The sequence below is a fragment of the Parachryseolinea silvisoli genome (genome assembly GCF_021190955.1).
GTDB lineage: Bacteria > Bacteroidota > Bacteroidia > Cytophagales > Cyclobacteriaceae > Ohtaekwangia > Ohtaekwangia silvisoli.
The window spans coordinates 1175520-1197558 of the sequence record NZ_JAIOAO010000003.1; the positions used below are offsets into that span (position 1 = coordinate 1175520).

General features: G+C 52.5%; 13 protein-coding genes. 8 read left to right on the top strand and 5 right to left on the bottom strand.

What is annotated here, in order from left to right:
* Positions 1–66: 66 nt before the first annotated feature.
* Positions 67–3009 carry a M16 family metallopeptidase gene (locus tag K7P01_RS21830; protein WP_267296707.1) on the bottom strand — a complete coding sequence of 981 codons (2943 nt, stop codon included), beginning with the start codon at positions 3007–3009 and terminating at the stop codon, positions 67–69.
* Positions 3010–3288: 279 nt separating this feature from the next.
* A complete protein-coding gene (locus K7P01_RS21835) occupies positions 3289–4197 on the bottom strand; it encodes a diacylglycerol/lipid kinase family protein (protein ID WP_267296708.1) in 909 nt (302 codons plus the stop codon).
* A 91-nt stretch (positions 4198–4288) separates the two neighbouring features.
* On the opposite strand from K7P01_RS21835, the gene surE reads away from it, so the two are divergent.
* The 8 genes from surE (at position 4289) to K7P01_RS21875 (ending at position 12652) form a co-directional block, all read left to right on the top strand.
* Entirely contained in the window at positions 4289–5035 is a 747-nt protein-coding gene (gene surE / locus K7P01_RS21840) for a 5'/3'-nucleotidase SurE (protein WP_267296709.1), read from the top strand.
* Between the two features lie 156 nt (positions 5036–5191).
* The gene (locus K7P01_RS21845; protein ID WP_267296710.1) at positions 5192–5362 is read left to right on the top strand and encodes a hypothetical protein; all 171 of its coding nucleotides are present in this window, start codon (positions 5192–5194) and stop codon (positions 5360–5362) included.
* A 19-nt stretch (positions 5363–5381) separates the two neighbouring features.
* Positions 5382–6143 carry a non-homologous end joining protein Ku gene (ku, locus tag K7P01_RS21850; protein ID WP_267296711.1) on the top strand — a complete coding sequence of 254 codons (762 nt, stop codon included), beginning with the start codon at positions 5382–5384 and terminating at the stop codon, positions 6141–6143.
* Positions 6143–8788, top strand: a complete 2646-nt coding sequence (gene ligD, locus K7P01_RS21855) for a DNA ligase D (RefSeq protein WP_267296712.1) — start codon at positions 6143–6145, stop codon at positions 8786–8788. Before ku ends, ligD begins: the two co-directional genes overlap by 1 nt.
* Positions 8789–8801: 13 nt before the next feature.
* Entirely contained in the window at positions 8802–9944 is a 1143-nt protein-coding gene (gene solA / locus K7P01_RS21860; RefSeq protein ID WP_267296713.1) for an N-methyl-L-tryptophan oxidase, read from the top strand.
* Positions 9945–10073: 129 nt separating this feature from the next.
* Entirely contained in the window at positions 10074–11174 is a 1101-nt protein-coding gene (locus K7P01_RS21865; protein ID WP_267296714.1) for a HEAT repeat domain-containing protein, read from the top strand.
* Positions 11175–11314: 140 nt separating this feature from the next.
* Complete coding sequence (locus K7P01_RS21870) at positions 11315–11581, top strand: hypothetical protein (RefSeq protein WP_267296715.1); 267 nt, start codon at positions 11315–11317, stop codon at positions 11579–11581.
* Positions 11582–11638: 57 nt separating this feature from the next.
* On the top strand, positions 11639–12652 hold the full coding sequence (locus K7P01_RS21875; RefSeq protein WP_267296716.1) for an LLM class flavin-dependent oxidoreductase: 1014 nt from the start codon (positions 11639–11641) through the stop codon (positions 12650–12652).
* A gap of 127 nt (positions 12653–12779) precedes the next feature.
* Here K7P01_RS21875 and K7P01_RS21880 read toward each other — a convergent pair whose 3' ends face one another.
* The 3 genes from K7P01_RS21880 to K7P01_RS21890 form a co-directional block, all read right to left on the bottom strand.
* Positions 12780–14051, bottom strand: a complete 1272-nt coding sequence (locus K7P01_RS21880) for a response regulator (RefSeq protein ID WP_267296717.1) — start codon at positions 14049–14051, stop codon at positions 12780–12782.
* Positions 14052–14063: 12 nt separating this feature from the next.
* Positions 14064–20504, bottom strand: a complete 6441-nt coding sequence (locus tag K7P01_RS21885; RefSeq protein WP_267296718.1) for a HAMP domain-containing protein — start codon at positions 20502–20504, stop codon at positions 14064–14066.
* A gap of 196 nt (positions 20505–20700) precedes the next feature.
* Positions 20701–21972, bottom strand: coding sequence for a DUF748 domain-containing protein (locus tag K7P01_RS21890; protein WP_267296719.1), 1272 nt, complete (start codon positions 21970–21972; stop codon positions 20701–20703).
* Positions 21973–22039: the final 67 nt, after the last annotated feature.

Consider the following 22039-nt stretch of genomic DNA (forward strand, 5'->3'; position numbering starts at 1 on the left):
TAACAAGAATTATAACGGGACAAACAGTTCCCTGCGGGCATCTCCCGCAGGGAAAACTGTATGATATTAATATCCGAATATTTCCGGCAGCGTCAGTTTCTTCACCGCACCGAACTTCTTCAAATCGTCTTCTTTAACATTCTTCGACGAAGCCAACACGCAATACGTGTACGACTTGTGACGAAGGTTGTCATCGTGGAACTTCGCAATGTCATCGTACGTCAGCGCGTCCACCGCGCGGTACACTTCTTTGCGGTAGTCAATATCAAGGCCCAGTTTCCGGGCGGCCAGGTAGCTAAAGATAATACCATCCTGGTTAATACGCTCGGTTTCGATGTCTTGTTTAATGCCATCGCGTGCTGTGGTAAAGATCTTGTCCGTATGCGGCATATCGTCCAGCAGTTCATTCATGCTGGTAACGGCTTCACCGATCTTGTCAGCCTGGCTGCCTACATACGCGATCGCTGTATAACGACCGTCTTTCTTGTCGGGCGACGCATACGTTGCGTATGTCGAGTAGGCGAGGGCCTTCGACTCGCGAATGGTCTGGAACACAATCGTACCCATGCCACCGCCAAAGTAGGAGTTGAACAGCATGATGCGCGCCGTGTTCGCAGGATCGTATGTCGTGGTATTACGGACCCAATTTACTTCCACCTGCACCATATCGTAGTCGGTAAAGAGCACGGTGTTGGCCGTTTGGTCAACCTTTGTAAACTTCACCGGGGCCGGCGCTTCCAGGAAAGTAGTAGGCAAGGCATGTGCCTTCTGGAACAATGGTGTCAGCGTTGCCAGCGGCTCAGGACCGTAGTACAAAATGCTATGCTTGTGACGCATCAGTCCATGGAGCAAATCCGTAAGCTCCTTCGCCGTAACAGCCGTTAGCTCCTGGTCGCTCAACTGAAAGTTGAACGGGTTCTTCTCACCGTACATCGCGTACTGCATCATACCCCGCATGATCGAGCTCTTATTCAGTTTATTATCGGCACGGCTTTTCCGCAAGCGATCTTTTAACGCTGCCAGTGCTGCGTCGTCCGCTTTGCACGTGGTGATCAGCGATTCAAAGAGACGAACGGCTTCGCCAAAATTCTCTTGCAATCCGGAGATCGCAATGGTTGTCTCTTCAGACGATGCCGACACGGAGAAGTTACAGGCGATGTTGTAAAAAGCTTTGCTGATTTGCTCAGCTGAAGCTTTATCGGTACCAAGGAATTGGAGGTACTGCGCGGCGATGCCCAGGCGCTTGTCGCTCCAGCTGCCCATCTCAAAGCGATAATACGCGCGGAACAAACCGTTTTCTTTGTTCTGCACATACAGCACATCGGCCGGGCCGATCTTGCTCTGCTGAATGTCTTTCTTGTAGTCCAACCACTGCGGCTCGACCGGCGTGACCGGGATTTTCGCCATGCTCTCCAGGAAAGGAGAGCGCGCATCGCGGTTTACCTCCACCGGCGTAATAGCAGGCTTATCTACTTTTGTAATGCTCTTATCTTCGCCTTTACGTTTATACACCAGCACATAGTTCTCGCCCAGGTATTGGTTGGCAAAATCAATGATCTGCTTCTTCGTCACTTTACTCATCTCATCGAGATAAGCAACGTCGCTTGTCCACTGCAGACCTTTGTGTTTGATATAAGCATCCATCAACGACTCGGCACGGCTGCCGTTGTCTTCCAGGCCTTGCAGCTCGGACAGCTTGGCGTTGTTGACAATCGCTTTCACCAACGACTCGTCAAACGAGCCTTTCTTCAATAGGTCCAGTTGTTCGAGCAGCAGCTTTTTAACATCTTCCAGGCTTTGATCCTGTTTGGCTTTGCCGCCCAGCAGGAACACGCTATAGTCTTTAAAGCCCCAAACACCCGCGCTCGCGCCGAGGATCTTTTGTTGCTTGTTCAGGTTCAGGTCGATCAGGCCGGCCTTGCCATTGCTGAGCACCATCGACATCACCGTCAGCAGGACCGACGAGCGGGTGTCCAGCGCTCCCGGCATCCGGAAGGCGACATTTACACTCTCTGCATCGGGGCCAAACACTTCCTTCACGATGGGTGCTTTGATCGGCTTCTCCGGCGCCGGTGCATATTCTTTTACCGGCGCAGGCTTCATATACGCAAAGGCAGCGTCAACCTTCTTGATCACATACGACGGGTTAAAATCGCCCGCCATGATCAAGGCCATGTTGTTCGGCACGTAGTACTGGTTATAGAAGTCGCGGATGGCCTTCAGCGACGGGTTCTTCAGGTGATCGATTGTACCAATCGTCGACTGCTGGCCATAGTTGTGTGTCGGGAAAAGCGTATTCAGCAATGTCTCGTACATCTTACGGCCGTCATTGTCCAGGCCACGGTTCTTCTCTTCATACACCGCCTCCAATTCCGTATGGAACAGGCGGAATACCGGGTAGCGGAACCGCTCGGCCTGCACCGCCAGAAAACGATCTAGCGCATTTGACGGGATATTCTCCTCGTACACCGTCTCTTCCACAGAGGTGTGTGCGTTGGTACCCTGTGCGCCCAGCGAAGCCATCATGTTGTCATATTCATTGGCAATAGCCTGCTTGGCGGCAACACCCGATACGCTGTCGATGATGTGATAGATTACCTTGCGCCGGTTGGCGTCCGTCGTTTGATTGTATACCGTATACAGACTGTCGATCCGGTCAATGTACGCGCGTTCTTTATTCCAATCCAGGCTGCCGAACTTGTCGGTGCCTTTAAACAACAAGTGTTCGAGATAGTGGGCGAGGCCGGTATGGTCGGCAGGGTCGCTGTTACTGCCGGCGCGGACGCCAATCAGCGTTTGAATGCGCGGCTCTTTCTTGTTGACGCTTAAAACAACTGTTAGGCCATTCTTCAATTGATAAAAACGGGCGCCCATCGGGTCGTTTGTGACATACTTATACGTATAACCATCTTCCGTCTTCTCCTTCCACTGGTATTGCTTTTGGCCATAGCCCTCAAAAGACATGCAGAGGATAAGGCACAAAAGCACTACGAGACTTCGTTTCAGCATAAAGTTTGGTGAATTTTTGATTTGCAGAATTATTTAAGCCGCATCGGTTTTCAAAACGGCGGCATGATATTAAGTATAAATTACGGCATCCGAAAACAACTTCGATAGAATACATACCGGAGATGTCCGGTCACGGGCCGTGACCGCCAACAGAAAGTCTATCCGTATGATATAGTATATATATTTAAGATCCGCTGCATGCAGCGTAGTATGGGGAGTAACCACTACCAATACCCGCGAATGGGTACACCTGCTGACCGCAAGCCTGACCGTTGTGCCCTAGGTAGCCGGCGTTTCCGTTACCGGCGGCCCCACCAGGAACTGCACAGCGCCGGCCTGCAGCTCGACCTTGATCTCGGTCGGCTCGTCCAGCTTAAGGTAAGCATCGTCTACATGCAGGTGCACGCCGTCCCAGGCGATCCGAAGCTTCTTTGCCTTTAAAATATTGAAGAACGCAGGCTCCTCCTTGCCCAGGATCTTGCTGAGAATATAGTTGGCGAATTGCTCGCGCTGGGACTCGGTAATGAGCACTACCTCGAATTCGCCGTCACCCGGGTCGGAAAACGGTACGAGATTCAGGTTGGGGCCGATCGAACGGGTATTCATGATCTCGGCCATGAGGTAATTCCCGGAGTATTCGGCGTCGTCAATTTGGATCGAGCACGCCCGTGCTTTATAATTCAGCACGATGTCGTGAAAAATCTCCAGCACGGTCTTGATGCTCTTATCGTAATTGTCGCTTTTGCGTTTTTGCTTGTCCATCTCTTTCATCAGACGGGGAAAGAGCCCGAAGCCAATGCCTTCCAGGAAGAACTTCTCATCCGTCAGGTTGTAAATACGACCGATATCGAACAATTTTAAATTCCGATCACCCCAGGTGGCCATGATTTCCCGCGGCTCGCCCGTCACATCCAGCGTCTTGGCAATGTTGTTGGCCGTGCCCATGGGAATCAGTCCGATGGGGAGTCGTTTGTCCAAAAACGCGAGCACGGTCTTGCGGATGGTGCCGTCGCCGCCGGCCACAACCAGAAAGTCGGTTTGCTTTGTATCTATTTTTTCCCAGCCGTCCTCCTTTGTAGACGAATAGCTACAGGTGTAGCCCGCGTCTTCTATAGCTTCTATGAGATGTTCTGTTACGTCTTCGGCCTCTCCGGCACTGGGGTTGTGAATCAGCTTGGCAAATTTCATTAGGGTCATGTATAGGGGGTGGCCTGTGTGCCTGCATCTGCACAGGATAAACCCATGCCAGGGTAGGAATGATATTATTAGCCCGTTCGGTATGCGTATACTGATCACAAATGACGATGGCATCTACAGTCCTGGGATTGCCTCGCTCGCCAAAATAGCCTCACGCTTCGGAGAAGTACGCGTGGTGGCACCCGATGTTGAACAATCCTCCATGGGGCACGCCATTACGGCGTCACGCCCGTTGTTCTATCGCAAGTCTCCCATCGCCTTTGGCGACCTGGAAGCCTATCGCGTCAACGGTACGCCTGCAGATTGTGTGGCCCTTGGCTCACACCTCGGCCAGACAGACGTGGTACTCTCCGGTATTAACATGGGCCTGAACCTGGGCAACTCCATGTGGCACTCGGGTACCCTTGCCGGCGCCAAGCAAGCCGTACTCCTGGGCATGAAGGGCATTGCGTTGAGCGCTCCTGTGGGCAAAACTGAACCGGACTTCAGCAAGCTCGAACCCTTTGTCGAAAAAGCGCTGGCGTTACTCCTGGAAAACCCTAATCTTTCATTGGTCAATGTAAACTTCCCGGAAAATCCGGCCGGAGTAAAATGGACGCGCCAATCCGTGCGGCAATACGACGGCAAGATCGTTCCGGGAACCGACCCCTACGGCCGTAAGCACTATTGGTTCACCGTCATTCCACTGGAACCTGCGGAAGAAGGAACAGATCGCTGGGCGGTAGAAAACAACTATGTCTCCATCACCCCGCTTCGCCTTGACCTCACAAATGAGGCAGAGCTGATGGCGGTGTTGCAAAAAACGCCCGCAGAAAATGTGTCGGCATAATTGCGGACAGGTTGGCCCTTGAATACCCCAACGTGTAGGGCAAAAGGTATATTTTTTTGCAATCCCGATAGATTATATAGTATTTTTTCGTATATTTTCCCGTGGCACAGTATTTAATCTTTTTTTGCAGAGTTTCAACTTTAACAAAAAAAGATTATGGAAAAGATTAAAAACGGCGACCCGATTATTTACCAGAACCAGGAAGGTGTTGTATATGGACGACCGCGGGAAGTGAAGTCTTTAGGGCTGGTGTATACCATTCGGATCGGCAATGACTATGTAAAACTTTCATCGTGGGAAATAGCCCAGGCGATGAAGATACAATAACCTCAAAACCCTTCTACGTATGCGCGCGATTTGGACAGGTGCAATCGGCTTCGGCCTGGTCAACATTCCCATCAAGATGTACAGTGCTGTACAGAATAGTGATCTCGATCTCGATATGTTAGATAAGAAAGATCACGCTAACATCCGGTTCAAACGCGTCAACGGCACCACCGGCAAGGAAGTGGAATATGCCAACATCGTAAAGGGTTATAAGCTGGACGGCGAATATGTCGTACTCGACGACAAAGACTTTGAACGGGCCAGCCCCCAAAAAAGCAAAACCATCGACATTTCTGACTTCGTACGCGAAAGCGAGATCGACTCGATCTACTACGAAACGCCGTATTACCTCGAGCCGGAAAAATCGGGCGTACGGGCCTACGCCTTGTTACACGAGGCACTGGTCAAAAGCGAGAAGGCAGCCATCGGAAGCTTTGTACTGCGCAGCAAGGAACACCTCTGCGTTCTGAAGCCCCGCGGCAAAGCGATTGTATTAAACCGCATACGCTTTGCCGAGGAGATCCGTAGTACCGAGGAGCTGAACCTGCCGGACGTAAAACCAAAACCCGCCGAGCTCAAGATGGCCCTTTCGCTGATCGACCAGCTCACCGGTGAATTTGACATCGACAAGTTTAAAGATACCTATGCGTCCGAGCTGTTGAAGATCATCAAGGCAAAGGCCAGTGGCAAGAAACCGGCCGCGACGAAAATGAAGGTAACACACCGGAAGTCGACCGACCTGATCTCCCAGCTTAAAGCCAGTCTTAAAAAGGCATCCTGATGAGCCTGACCCGGTACAAGAAAAAGCGCGACTTCACACAGACCTCCGAGCCGAAAGGCGAGAAAAAGAAAAAAGGTGTCGCGCCCCTTACCTTTGTCATTCAACGTCACGATGCCAGTCGACTACACTATGACTTCCGCCTGGAGCTGGACGGTGTCCTGAAAAGTTGGGCCATTCCCAAAGGGCCGTCGCTGGACCCCGCCGACAAACGACTGGCGATGATGGTCGAAGATCACCCCCTCGAATACGGCAAGTTCTCCGGCTCCATTCCCAAAGGAAACTACGGCGCCGGTACCGTTGACATCTGGGACTATGGCACCTATACGCCCGACGGTGTCACCAAACGTGCCGACTACGAAAAACACTTGCGCGAGCACCTCAAAAAAGGCGACCTGAAGTTTACCCTGAAAGGGAAAAAACTACAGGGCTCTTTTGCGCTCGTCCAAATGAAGCGCGCCGAGGAAGGCAATGCCTGGCTGCTGATTAAACACCGCGACGAACATGCCACCAAAGGGTATGACATCGAATCGGTAAAGCCAGCCAAGCCGCACGGCAAAAAGGTATGGGGCAAAGCTGACCCCGAAGCACCGAAGGAGAAGGAAAAAGAAAAAGAAAAAGCAAAAAAGCCTGAGCCCTCGGCATTAAAATCTGTTCGCAGCGGCAAAGCCCATAAGTATAAAGAATTTATCGAGCCCATGGCCGCGCAAACCCGCGAACAGCCGTTTGATGATCCGGCATGGGTGTTTGAGATCAAATGGGACGGCTACCGCGCTGTCGCTGAAATCGGAAAGAAAGAAAAACGTCTATATTCACGCAACGGCCTGTCGTTCGAATCTCTATACCCGGATGTCGTTGATGCACTCGACGAGATCAAAGAGCCCGCTATACTGGACGGTGAGATTGTCGTGCTCGACGAAAACGATCGCCCCAGCTTTCAAAAGCTGCAGCAGTACGGCGAGAATCCAACGCTGCCGATTATCTACTATGTATTCGACATCCTATCGCACAAAGGTAAAAGCCTGACAAGCGTTCCGCTATTGGAACGGAAGGAAATCCTGACGAAGCTGTTGCCGAAGGATCATGCGATTATCCGGTACTCCGATCACGTAGAAGAACATGGCAAACGGGTATTCCAACATGCCGTCGAGCTGGGCGTAGAAGGGGTCATCGCCAAAAAGGCCGACAGTCTATACAACCCGGGCCGCCGTACGTACGACTGGCTCAAGATCAAAAATCTTAATACACAAGAAGCTGTCATCGCGGGTTATACCGCGCCACGCAAAAGCCGGAAACATCTCGGTGCACTGATCCTCGGCATGTACAAACGCGGCAAGCTGACATACATCGGCCACACCGGCACGGGATTTACCGACAAGCTACTGAAAGAAGTATACAGCGAATTGCAGCCGTTGGTGCGCGAGACGTCTCCGTTCCAGGAGAAAATACCCTTTAACGCCCCCGTAACCTGGGTGGAGCCCAGGTTGGTATGCGAAATCAAATTCGCGGAGCTTACAGATGAAGGAATATTACGCCAGGCAGTGTTTATGGGTATGCGTATAGACAAAACACCAAAAGAAGTGGATCACCTCGATGTAGAAGAAGCGGCCGCTAAAGAGAAAGCCACAAAAGGTAAAAAAAACAGCCGCACCAGCAAAGCGGCAAAAGCCACCGCCAAGCTGGCATCGAAGCAAGCCACAAAGACGGCAAAGACATCACGAAAGAAAGCAACGGAAGATATTCACGAGGGCATCATACGGGTCGATGGCCACGACGTAAAGCTGACCAATCAAAACAAACTATACTTCCCAAAAGATGGCATCACCAAGGGGCAAGTGGTGGTGTATTACAATAGCATCAGCAAATACATCCTGCCATACCTGAAGGATCGCCCGGAATCACTCAAGCGAAACCCCAACGGCATCGAAGACAAGGGCTTCTACCACAAAGACGCCGCCGAAGACGCTCCGTCCTTTGTCGATAGTATCACCTTGTACTCCGAAGGCGCCCGCAAAGACATCGACTATATCCTCTGCAACAACAAAGCCACGCTGTTGTACATGAACAACCTGGGCTGCATCGAAGTCAACCCCTGGTGCTCGCGCACCAAAAGCCTTGATAACCCTGACTACCTCGTACTCGACCTGGACCCATCCGACAAGAATACCTTCAACCAGGTGATTGACACCGCGCTGGCTGTGAAAGAAATCCTCGACAAGGCCGGCGCTGTAGGCTATTGCAAGACCTCCGGGGCTTCCGGCCTTCACATCTACGTACCCCTTGCCGCGAAATATGACTACGACCAGGCACGCATGTTCGCCGAGCTGGTGGCGCATCACGCACAGGAATTGGTTCCCAAGTTTACCACCCTCGAGCGTTCCCTCAACCAACGCAAGGGCCGACTGTACATCGATTATTTACAGAACAAGCGGGGCCAAACGCTGGCCTCGGTATACAGCATGCGCCCCGTACCCGGCGCCACCATCTCCACACCGCTCGAGTGGAAAGAAGTAAAACACGGCCTGCACCCCAGTGACTTCACGATGGAAACCCTACCGAAACGCCTGGAGAAGAAAGGCGACCTGTTCAAGCCTGTGCTGGGTAAGGGCATTGACATGGTGAAGTGCCTGAAGAAGATGGAAGAGTAGTATATTTGTCCACATGCAGGACTACGACGTTATCGTCATCGGCCTGGGCGCCACCGGCAGCCAGGCACTATATCAGCTAGCCAAAGCTGGCCAACGCGTGCTCGGCATAGACCGCTATACACCGCCCCATATATACGGTTCCTCACATGGCCAAAGCCGCATCATTCGCCAGGCGTACTATGAAAGCCCGGTGTATGTACCGTTGGTGCAGGAAGCATATCGGCTGTGGCAGGAGCAAGAACGTCTGTCCAATCGAACGCTATTTACTCAAACGGGCGGCCTGATGCTCGGTGCTCCGGACTCAATCCTGGTAAAAGGTTCACGCCGGAGTGCCGAAACCCACGGCCTGACATACGAATACATGAATGCAGACACCATCCACGCACGATTTCCAGTATTCCATCCCACACCCGACACGGTAGGCGTATTTGAAGCTGCCGCGGGCATACTTTTTCCCGAAGCCTGTATTGAGACTGCTCTTCAACTAGCGCAAGCCCACGGCGCCGTGTGCAAGCTGGGAGAGGCGGTAACATCCCTGACGCCACAGCGGAATTACGTTGAGGTCCATACCTCCAACGGCACCTATACGGCCCGACAGGTGATCGTGAGTGCCGGCGCCTGGCTGGATCAACTGGTGCCCGAGTTAGCCTTGCCGTTGACCGTAGCACGCCAGGTCGTGTTCTGGTTCGACCACGCCGGCGGCCGGTTGCAAAGCTTCCACCCCGACCAATTCCCGATCTACATCTGGGAGACCGAAGACACCATGTTCTACGGCTTTCCCGACCTTGGAAACGGCCTAAAAGTTGCCTTCCATCATTACGGTCAACCCGCCGACCCCGATAACCTAAACCGCCAGGTTGCCCCCCAGGAGGTTTCAGCCATCGAAGGTGTCATTCGCAAACATTTCGGCGTCGACCCCATATTCCGCGAAGCCGCCGTATGCATGTACACCAACACCCCCGATATGGACTTTATCATTGACCGGCATCCCTTACATAACAATGTTATTATCGCCAGTCCCTGCTCAGGCCACGGTTTCAAATTCGCCAGCGCCACCGGCAAAATCCTGACAAACATGGCAATGAACCAGCCAACGGGATTCGATTTGACGCCATTCACGATGGATCGGTTTGACGCTGGAAGAAAACGTGCGTGATCGTCATCAGACTTTTAGATATACTTCTGCGCATAGCCGCATTGTCGACATGTCTTTTTTCTGTCCTGGCCCTACAGTACGTCACAGGATAGTCCGAAATAAAAATAGAATACAGCGCAAACGTTACAGATGGGACGGGCCGACAACCCGTTTTCTACCATACCGTTAGTAAGAATAGGATATGATCCGATTAGCATAAATATGACCTCAGGAGAAGACGAGGAATCAACAAACCCGGGATGTGGCCTTTTTATTTTTACATTGTTTTTAGCGGGCGGCGCTATATCGCACTACAACAAGGCCTATATAAACAAGTATGAAGATTATTCAGAATTTGCCGTAGTCTTACGGGCCTCACCGATATATGATCGATCGGGCGGAGAAGCACCCAAAAATTTCATTGATTTTAAACTGACAAACGACAAGACCTTCTCGATCATGGGCTGCGAATGTGAGGCCACCAGGAAGTCCGTTCCAACACGCCTTACGCCGGGTGACACAATTGTCATACGGGCGAAAGAATGGCTCAATGGCGAGAAGTATGACGTATATTCTGTTCGTTCTCCTCGCTATGGCACGATCCTCGATCCGGGTGACATAAGATCGTGCTCCAGCTCTCAGGCGAGGTGGTTTTTGGGAGCGACCATTGTCTGCGCCATCGGGGCTATCATCGCGTTTTTCTATGCGCTGCGAAAGGAAAATAAACTGGTAAAAATGGACAATCCAACATGGAACGAATTCGTGCGTCGATATCAGCAAGTATTGGCGGGCACGATCAGTATACCTCAATTTGCCAAGGGCGCACGTGAGTTACTCCTCGGTGAAAATGGGAATCACCACCTCAATGTTTTGTTAGGGCGGGAATATGACAATAGAAACTATGACGGCGTCCAGGTTTTAGTAATAGCAGCCTTACAAGCTCCCAGCAAAAAGTATACAACTACTTTGTGTCTGATACTAGATGCCCGGTTAGCCTCAGTCAACAACGATGACATAGTCGATCTCCTGTGCGATATTGGAGATCCTGCAGCCGTGCCGTCGTTGATACGAGCTGCAAAGACCGAATGGCCCCTGGATGAGCACATGCATATCAATAAAAAATGCATTTGGACACTCCGGAAGATTTGTACAGACGAGGCTATACGCGGATTACAGGAATTAACACAACATACGTCCGTTGTAATAAACCACGAAGCCCAAAAAGAACTTGAAAGAATAAACAATGCATGACAGGGCTGTTCCCGTTTTACCATGTGGTTTCTTATCGTATTTGGTGTTTCTTTGGCATTTGGAAACCGTTGCCCGCGTAGCCAGGCGTCAGGGTAGGCGCGGAGCGGGACCTACAAATACGAAAAGAAAACAGACACATCTTGATAGCATTTAGAAGAATATCCATTGTACTCGCAAACGCAGTAATTCTTTCACTACTGGCGAGAATCGTCTTTTTCGGAGACAACAGCAGCGACCTCGGTGCCTTTGGTATAGCATCTTTCATTGCCCTGTTCATTTTCAACATCTACGCCCTGATGCTCTATAAGTTCTTCTGGGAGAATCCACAGAAGACCTGGTACCTGGAAGTAGCCTATCTGGTGCTGTTGATGCTGCCTATGTTATTATTGATCCAGGTGATCTCATAATATCCCGGGAACCATCCTCCCGAAAAGCATGTTACAACACCAATCAAGGAGGAACCTATGGAAATTGGAATAGACAGCTTTGCCGCTACCATCGGAAGCAATCAAAGTAACATGGATTCGATGGCGCAGCTGCTGCAACGTATCGAGACGGCCGACCGGGTCGGGCTCGATGTCTTTGGCATCGGCGAACATCACCGTCGCGAATTTCTCGACTCGGCACCGGCCGTCATCCTGGCCGCCGCCGCTGCCCGCACAAAAAATATCAAATTAACCAGTGCCGTAACCGTGCTCAGCGCGGCCGATCCGGTGCGCGTATTTCAGGAATTTGCCACCCTCGACCTCATTTCGCAGGGACGGGCAGAATTGGTGGTGGGCCGGGGATCCTTCACGGACTCATTTCCGCTGTTCGGCTTCAAGCTACAAGATTACGACGACCTCTTTGCCGAAAAACTGGACCTGCTCTTAAAGATCCGTGACCAGGAGGTTATTACATGGTCGGGCCGTTTCCGGCCGGCATTAAAAGAACAGGCTATTTATCCACGGCCCGTACAATCGCCGATACCGGTATGGCTGGGCGTAGGAGGGACGCCGGCATCGTTCGCCCGTGCCGGCACATTAGGGCTACCGTTGATGGTCGCCATCATCGGTGGCGAGACACACCGCTTCCGTCCCCTGATCGACCTGTATCGCGAGGCAGGCGCCAAAGCCGGTCATGCTCCGGAGAAACTAAAGGTCGGCCTGCATTCGCTGGGCTTCGTGGCCGCGACCACGCAGGAGGCACACGACGAATTTTTCCCAGGCTATGCCACGACCTTTACGAAGATCGGTCGCGAGCGTGGTTGGCCGCCCGTAACCCGCCCGCACTTTGATGCCCAGGTCGGGCCGCGCGGCGCCCTGGTGATCGGCAGCCCGGAAGAAGTAGCGGAGAAAATCCTGCGCCACAGTGAAGCCCTGGGCGGGGTCAGTCGCTTTACCTTCCAGATGGACAACGCGCATTTGCAGCAGGAAAAACTGCTGCATTCGATTGAGCTGATCGGAACGAAGGTAATCCCGCTGGTAGCCAAAGGCTGAAGCTCGGGAATCGCCTTACTGTTCTTTTAATGGTCATTGGAGGTGGTCTGCAGTAGGAAACTACTATATAGAAAAAGCCCAACCGTAAACCGGTCGGGCTTTTTCATCTATTGATGAGTTGTGATAACTATACGTGATTGGACCCCGCGCGCGTCTGATCCACCAATTCCCCCTGTTGTATCGGCAGCGAGATCGTAAATGTAGACCCTTCACCCGCTGTACTCAACGCCGAGATAAAACCCTTGTGGTGCTCCACAATCTTCTTACACAGCGCGAGCCCAATACCCGTTCCCTTAAACTCACTGTTGTGATGCAGCCGCTTAAACATACCGAAGATCTCCTCGGCATACTTCTGATCAAAGCCCAGCCCATTATCTTTGATAGAGATACGGAGGTATTCCTTCCCATTCACCGGCAACACTTCCGTATTCGGAAAGATGGTAGTGATCTGAATAGTCGGTCGCAATTCCTTCTTACGATACTTGAGCGCATTGGTGATGAGATTGTGAAACAACAACTTGATCAGCCCCGCGTTTACACGGTATACCGGCAGGTTTTCGATGACGATGTCTGCCTCCTTAATATCAAACTCATCATCCATCTCCGATAGCACTTCATTAAGCAGCACCGAGAGATCCGTGGAAATAAACTCCCCGGCGTCGTCGGAAATACGGGAGAAGGTGAGGATGTCCCGAATCAACGTCTGCATACGTTCAGCCGACCGTTGAATACGGTTAAAGTCGTCAATACCGCTATCATCCAGCATGTCCTTATAACGAATGAAGAGCTTGTTACAGAACAAGCGAATCTTGCGCAGCGGCTCCTGCAGGTCGTGCGACGCCATAAAGGCAAACCGGTCCAGCTCTTTGTTGACGGCCTCCAGGCGCTCGATATTTTCCAACAACTGGCTGTTGAGCTGGCGCACGCGCTCTTCCGACGCTATGCGTTCTTTGATTTCCAGTTGCAGGCTTTGGTTGATCGAGATCAGCTTTTGCTCCTGGATCTTCAGTTGGTGGTTCTTACGGTAAAGGTCCACCAGCACGGATACTTTGGCCCGCAACACATCAGCATTGATGGGCTTAAAGATATAATCCACCGCGCCGGCCTGATAGCCGCGAAACATGTTCTCGTCTCCGAAGTTGTTGGCCGTGATGAATATGATCGGAATGTGCTTGAGCTTGTCGCGCTCGTAGATCAACGAGGCGGTCTCAAAGCCATTCAGGTTCGGCATCTTCACGTCCATGAGGATCATGGCGAAGTCGTACTCGGTTAGCAGAATCTTCAGTGCCTGCCGTCCCGACTGGGCTTTCACGAACTGGTAGCCACTGGGTTCCAGAATGGTCTCGATAGAAAGGAGGTTATCCTCGCGGTCATCCACTAATAAAATCTTAGGTCGCATCCAAAAAACAGTTTATTTACAGAACCAGAAGCGCATCAGCGACAACAGTTGATCTATTTTAACAGGTTTAGTGATATAATCCGAAGCACCGGCTTCAATGCATTTCTGGCGGTCGCCCTTCATGGCCTTTGCCGTCACGGCAATGATCGGCAACAAGCTGTTCTTATGCTCACGGCGGATCTTCTGCGTCGTTTCATACCCGTCCATCTCGGGCATCATGATATCCATCAATACCATATCGATCTTCGGATCGTCGTTCAGGATCTGAATAGCATCCCGTCCGCTTTCTGCGGTAATGACGTTGATATTATACCGCTCAAACACCGTCGTTAATGCAAACAGGTTTCGCACGTCGTCATCCACCACCAGGATGTTCTTACCACTCAGGATATCCTCCTTGCTACGAATCGTCTCGATAATGCGACGCTTCTGCTGCGAGAGATCCTTATGATTGATGTGCAGGTGGGAGATTGTCTCTTCCAGCAGCTGTTCAATAGAGTTTGCATTTTTGAGGATCACCGCGCTCGAACTCTGGCCGAGGTGCGCCAGCTCGCCCTTGTCAAAGTCACGTGCCGAATATACAATCACCGGCGTAAGCTTCTTCTTGAGCAAGCTCACCTTGGTCACCAGGTCCGATCCCGAAATATCGGGCAGGGTGTAATCGAGGATAATACAATCCGGATCTTCCACCTCCAAATAATCGAAGGCCTCTTTACCCGTGGAGACAATCGATATCGACACATGCGTATCTTCCATCACCTTGGCGATCTGCGACGAGTCAATCTCGTTGTCTTCCACGATCAGTACCGTACGCGAAGGACGCTGGTTGTAGGAGAGGACATCGCGGAACAGCTCGTCTAACGCCGCGTTGTCGATCGGCTTCAGCAGGAAGTCGCGGGCACCCCGGCGTATCGCCAGCGCGCGGTTCTCTTCACCCGAGATCACATAGATCGGAATGTGGCGATAGTTGAGGTCGTTGCGCAGCAGGTCGAGCACTTTCCAGCCGCTCGTCGACGGCAACTTCACATCCAGCGTGATCGCGACAGGAGCGAAGCGGTTGATGAACTCGAACACTTCCACATAGGTCGAAGCAATAACCACTTTCAGTCCATGGGAGTGTGCTTTCTCCAAAATGATCTTACCAAAGCGATAATCATCTTCGACAACAACGATCACCTTGTCGGTAGCCGATATATTGGTGCGGTCGTCGCCTGCGTCGTTCGTCAGCTCGTTCACAATCTCCAGGCCCCGGGCCTCGACGCCGTCCTTCGTTACGCGCAGCGTGTTCAGGAGTGAGTCGATCGCGCCCGTATCGTCGGTCAGCTGCAGTTGATCGATGGCTTTGATGCTCTCCGGCTTCTCGCGCGGAATGGCATTCGACACAGCATTCACCGGCAGGTACAGCGTAAACGTGCTGCCCCGGCCCGGCTCGCTCTCGAGCTCAATCGTACCGCCCAGCAGTTCCGCCAAACCGCGGCTGATGGAGAGGCCGAGGCCCGTGCCTCCATACTTCCGGCTGGTCGAACCTTCCGCCTGCTGGAAGGCTTCAAAGATGATAAGTTGTTTCTCTTGCGGGATACCAATCCCTGTATCGGTAATGGAGAAGCCGATCACTCTGCGTGCGGCCTCCAGTCCCGGGTTGCCGGTCTTCCACGTTTTCTTCGCTTCGAAGATGTTCAGGCTTACTTCGCCCTTCTCTGTAAACTTGAAAGCGTTCGACAACAGGTTCTTGAGGATCTGGTTGAGACGCTGAATATCGGTGTCCATAGACGCCGGCAGCGAAGCTTCCGTTTCGATCCGGAACTTGAGATTGCGGGCCTCCGAGATCGGCTTGAACGTAGTCTCCACAAACGACGCGATCTCCGAAATGGACACCAGTGAAATGTTGGTCGAGATAAAACCCGACTCGATCTTCGACAGGTCGAGGATGTCGTTGATCAGCTGGATCAAGTCGTCACCACACGAGTGGATCGTCTTGGCATACCGGATTTGCTTGTCGTTGAGGTTACCTTCCGCATTCTCATACAGCTGTTGCGCGAGAATGAGCAAGCTGTTGAGTGGCGTACGCAACTCGTGCGACATGTTCGCCAGGAACTCCGATTTATACTTCGAGGTAAGGGTCAGCTGCTCGGCTTTTTCTTCGAGCGAACGACGCGCTTCTTCCACCTCGTTGTTCTTGGCTTCCACTTCATCCTTCTGCTTCACCAGCAGCAGCGCCTTGTCTTGCAGCTCATCGTTGGTACGACGCAACTCTTCTTGCTGGCTCTTGAGCTCGCCCGCCAGCGACTGCGACTGCGACAGCAGCTCCTCTGTACGGGTGTTGGCCTCGATCGTGTTCAACACTATACCGATACTTTCTGTCACCTGGTTGAGGAAGTCAAGGTGAGTCTCGCTAAAGATCTCGAGCGACGCAAGCTCGATTACGGCCTTCACGTCGTTCTCAAACAACACCGGCAGTATGATCAGGTTCGCCGGACGGATCTTGCCGAGTGCCGAGTTGATCTTGATATACCCCTGCGGCACATTGGTTAGCAAGATGCGTTCTTTCTCCAGCGCGCATTGCCCCACCAGTCCTTCGCCAATGGAAAACTCGCGTGGTATATTCTTCTCTTCTTTATACGCGTATGCTGCAAACAACTGCAGGCTGACGTGCGACGTCTCTTCATTGTGCTTGAGGATATAAAACGCACCATAGTGCGCCTTGACCACCTGGGCAAGCTCGGACAGAATGCGCCGGCTTACGGTATCGAGGTCACGTTGCCCCTGAAGCATTTGCGTAAACTTCGCAAAGTTCGACTTCAGCCAGTCTTGCTCCTGGTTCCGCAGCGTCGTCGCGCGCAGGTTGGAGATCATCTGGTTGATCGTATCTTTCAAGGCTTCCACCTCACCCTGCGCTTCTACGCGAATCGTACGGGTAAGGTCACCCTTCGTTACCGCCGACGCCACCTCCGAGATCGCACGCACCTGCGTGGTCAGATTCTGCGCCAGCTGGTTCACGTTCTCCGTCAGGTTCTTCCAGATACCCGAAGCACCCGGCACGTTCGCCTGGCCCCCGAGTCGCCCATCGACACCTACTTCGCGCGCCACGTTTGTTACCTGGTCGGCAAACACCGCCAGCGTCTCGATCATCTCGTTGATCGTATCCGTCAGCTGCGCCACTTCGCCTTTCGCGTTGATCGACAGCTTTTGGCGCAGGTTACCTGTCGCCACCGACGTCACAACCTTTGCAATGCCGCGTACCTGGCTGGTCAGGTTAGAGGCCATCATGTTTACGGAGTCCGTCAAATCTTTCCACGTACCGGCTACACCCCGTACCTCGGCCTGGCCCCCGAGCTTACCTTCCGTACCCACTTCCCGTGCCACACGCGTTACTTCGAAGGCGAAGGAGTTAAGCTGCTCCACCATCGTGTTAATTGTATTCTTTAAGTCCAGGATCTCGCCCTTCACGTCGATGGCCACCGTTTTCGAAAGGTCACCAGACGCCACCGCCTTCGTCACCTGGGCAATGTTCCGTACCTGCGCCGTGAGGTTACCCGTCATCTGGTTCACCGAGTCCGTCAAGTCCTTCCACGTACCGGCTACACCGGGCACGAAGGCCTGACCCCCGAGTTTACCGTCCGTACCCACTTCCCGCGCCACACGCGTTACCTCCGACGCAAACGCGCGCAACTGATCCACCATGGTGTTGAGGGTCTCCTTCAGCTGGAGAATTTCTCCGCGCACGTCCACCGTGATCTTCTTCGACATATCGCCGTTCGCTACGGCAATCGCCACCTCGGCAATGTTCCGCACCTGGCCCGTCAGGTTGGACGCCATCTGGTTTACCGAGTCCGTCAAATCTTTCCAGGTTCCACCTACGCCGGGCACGTTCGCCTGGCCACCGAGCTTACCGTCGGTACCCACTTCGCGTGCCACACGCGTTACTTCCGACGCAAAGCCCCGCAGCTGGTCCACCATCGTGTTGATCGTATTCTTCAGCTCCAGGATCTCACCCTTCACGTCCACGTCGATCTTACGCGACAAGTCTCCGTTCGCCACCGCCGTTGTTACTTCGGCGATGTTCCGCACCTGGCTCGTCAGGTTCGACGCCATCAGGTTTACGGAGCTTGTCAAATCTTTCCATGTACCACCCACACCCTGTACGTCGGCCTGGCCGCCAAGCTTACCTTCCGAACCTACCTCCAGCGCCACACGCGTTACTTCCGACGCAAAGCCCCGCAGCTGATCCACCATCGTATTGATCGTGTTCTTCAACTCGAGGATCTCACCCTTTACATCCACCGTGATCTTCCACGACAAGTCTCCCTTCGCCACGGCCGTTGTTACTTCGGCAATGTTCCGCACCTGACCCGTGAGGTTCGACGCCATCTGGTTTACCGAGTCGGTCAGATCTTTCCATACACCACCGACACCTTCCACCGTCGCCTGGCCGCCGAGCTTACCTTCCGAGCCCACTTCCCGCGCCACGCGCGTTACTTCCGAGCCGAACGAGTTCAGCTGATCCACCATCGTATTGATCGTATTCTTCAGCTCGAGAATCTCGCCCTTCACGTCCACCGTGATCTTACGCGACAAGTCTCCGTTCGCCACGGCCGTTGTTACTTCCGCAATATTCCGCACCTGGCTGGTAAGGTTACCCGCCATTTTATTTACAGAGTCTGTTAAATCTTTCCACGTACCGCCTACACCGGGCACGTCCGCCTGGCCACCAAGCATACCTTCCGAGCCCACTTCCCGCGCCACACGTGTTACTTCCGAGGCAAACGAGTTGAGCTGATCCACCATCGTGTTGATCGTATCTTTCAATTCGAGGATTTCACCCTTCACATCCACCGTGATCTTACGCGACAAGTCGCCCTTCGCCACAGCCGTTGTTACCTGCGCAATGTTCCGCACCTGGCCCGTCAGGTTCGACGCCATCTGGTTTACGGAGTCCGTCAAATCTTTCCATACACCACCGACACCTTCCACCGTCGCCTGGCCACCGAGCTTCCCTTCGGAACCTACTTCCCGCGCCACGCGCGTTACTTCAGAACCAAAGGAGTTGAGCTGATCCACCATGGTGTTGATCGTATCTTTCAGCTCGCGGATCTCACCCCGCACATCCACCGTGATCTTACGCGACAAGTCTCCCTTCGCCACGGCCGTTGTCACCTGCGCAATGTTCCGCACCTGGCCCGTGAGGTTCGACGCCATCTGGTTTACCGAGTCGGTCAAATCTTTCCATACACCACCAACACCTTTCACCGTCGCCTGCCCACCGAGCTTACCTTCCGAGCCCACTTCCAGCGCCACACGCGTTACTTCTGAAGAGAAGGAGTTCAGCTGATCCACCATCGTGTTGATGGTATTCTTCAGCTCCAGAATTTCGCCTTTCACGTCCACCGTGATCTGGCGCGAAAGGTCGCCCTTCGCCACGGCCGTTGTTACTTCCGCGATATTACGTACCTGCCCCGTGAGGTTCGAGGCCATCTGGTTTACGGAGTCAGTCAAATCTTTCCACGTGCCGGCGACACCTTTTACCTGCGCCTGGCCACCGAGCTTACCCTCCGTACCCACTTCGAGCGCCACCCGCGTTACTTCCGACGAGAAGGAGTTCAGCTGATCCACCATCGTGTTGATCGTATTCTTCAGCTCGAGGATTTCACCCTTCACATCCACCGTAATTTTCTTCGAAAGGTCACCCTTTGCCACAGCCGTTGTTACTTCGGCGATGTTCCGCACCTGGGCCGTTAGGTTACTACCCATCTGGTTTACCGAATCGGTGAGATCTTTCCACACACCGGCCACGCCTTTTACTTTTGCCTGGCCACCAAGCTTCCCTTCCGATCCCACTTCCCGCGCCACGCGCGTTACTTCCATAGAGAACAGGTTCAGCTGTTTCACCATGTCATTTACCTCGCGGGCAATACGCGCAAACTCACCTTGCAACGTGTAGCCCCCAATCTCCAGTGGCATCTCTTGCGAAAGATTACCCTTCGCCACCGAGCTGATCACGTGCGCGATCTCGATCGTCGGGTGTACCAGATCGGAGATCAGCGCGTTCAACGAAGAAACGCCCTTCGCCCATGAGCCTTGCGCGCTTGGTACCTCAATGCGTTGTGTCAGCTTACCCTGCTTACCGATGGTATTACCGGCGCGGGTAAACTCCTGCATCATCTTCTCGTTTAACGCTATAATTTCATTAAGGGTATCACAGACCTTACCCGGCAGCCCTACCTTATCAAAAGGCATCCGAACAGAAAAGTTACCGTTGCGCATCTCGGTTAAGACACGCAACAACTCACGGTTGTCAAGCATATCGTCAGCGCTACCCGCCACAGTCGTTGCGTTCGGAGTAGTGACATCAGGCATGGGTGGGTTCTTCGACTTCCTGGCCGGGATCTTAGTCTTAGGGCGTGCGAGGGTAACGGCTTCGGTGGAAGCTTTGGCAGTACGAATCTTTTTAGCCATGATTAGAGTTTATGTGTTCAAGGTAGCGAGAAGGTGGGATAAAATAATACAGCGAAAACCGGAAAAATGCCGTTAAAAACAAGATTTCTATAAATGGAAAAACCCTGAGGAAAATACTCCACAGGGCCGATATCCCGCACGAACAAGGTATATAATAAAAAACTATGCCAACCGTATTAACGCCTGCATTAACCCGTTAAATATTGCTCCCATCACCTTTCTCTTGCTTTTTTGCCTCGCGCTTCTCCTCACGCTCCCGTTTCTTTTCATCACGTTTCTTTTTTCGCTCGGCCTTTTTCTCGTCCCTGGATTTGTCCTTCTTATCAGGCTTGTCTGAATCAAATGCTTTTGCCAGGAAGCCTTTTTTCTCTTCCTTTTCCGACGAATCCACCGATGCCAGATTAATCTCATAGTCGATCGAAGGCTGAATGGCCTGGATAAAGGCGTTTTGCAATACATTAATAATCGCTGACCAGGTATTGGTGCGCGGTTTTTTTAAGTTGCCCTGGAATTGGATCTTGGTCGCCACCTGGTCCTTGCGTTGATTCTCGAAGATCTCACCGACGCCGCCCGCGACCGCCTCCCACATTTTGCGGAAGACATTATCATCGCGATCTTCTTTGCCCAATACGTCGAGGTCTTGAATCAACGGTTTTACATAGCCATTAAACTGTCCTTCTTTCGCGGCCACTTCGGTATAGAGTCCAAACCGCCCTTTGTTCACATCGATCTTCGCATACGCCTGAAAGAACTCGTTTAGTTTCACCAGATTGGTATTCTTTACTTCGGCATTCATATCAAAGGTGGGATTGTCCGCCAGGGGATTAATCTTCATATTAAAATCCAGCGACCCTTCATATATATCGGCGCTGGCCTTGATAGTCGCAGGCAGTAAGGCGGCGGAGTCGTAGCTGTTACGCAGGTTCAGCGCCAGAATATTGGTGTTGGTCATCGCAATGTCCACCGGAGGGCTGGAGTGTTGATCTATGTAGCGAATACGCCCGTTGTTTACCTCAAAACGGTTCACCTGCAGCGGCATGAAGTCGTCCAACAGTTGCCGGAAATCCGTGGAGTCGTTCCGCACATCCGTAGGTTCCACCTTGTCTTTAGTAAATCGTATCACCGGATTCTCAAAAACCAGCTCGCCTACAACCGATCCATGCAGCAGCGCTTTCCACTCAATGGATAAGTCGATAGCGGAGGCTGCGAAGAACTCCGTTTGCTTTTGGGTAACGGTATCTACCTGGTTGAGGTAAATACTATCCATCCGGTACGCTCCGCGGATCAGCGCCAGGTCAATGTCGGTAATATGACCATAATAGCCTTTCATATTGGCGAGCGTCTTGTTGGCATAGCGCAACACGACGTAGGGGAGAATAAGCCGTACCACCACCAGCACGATCACAACCGCTAGCAGAATTTTCCAGATGCGGCGACTTTTTCCGGGAGGAACACGTTTCGTTTTCATGATTTAATGAGAGTTGTCTGATACAGTAGAAAAAAAATGGTGCCCGTATACCATCGCCCGGGTTTTG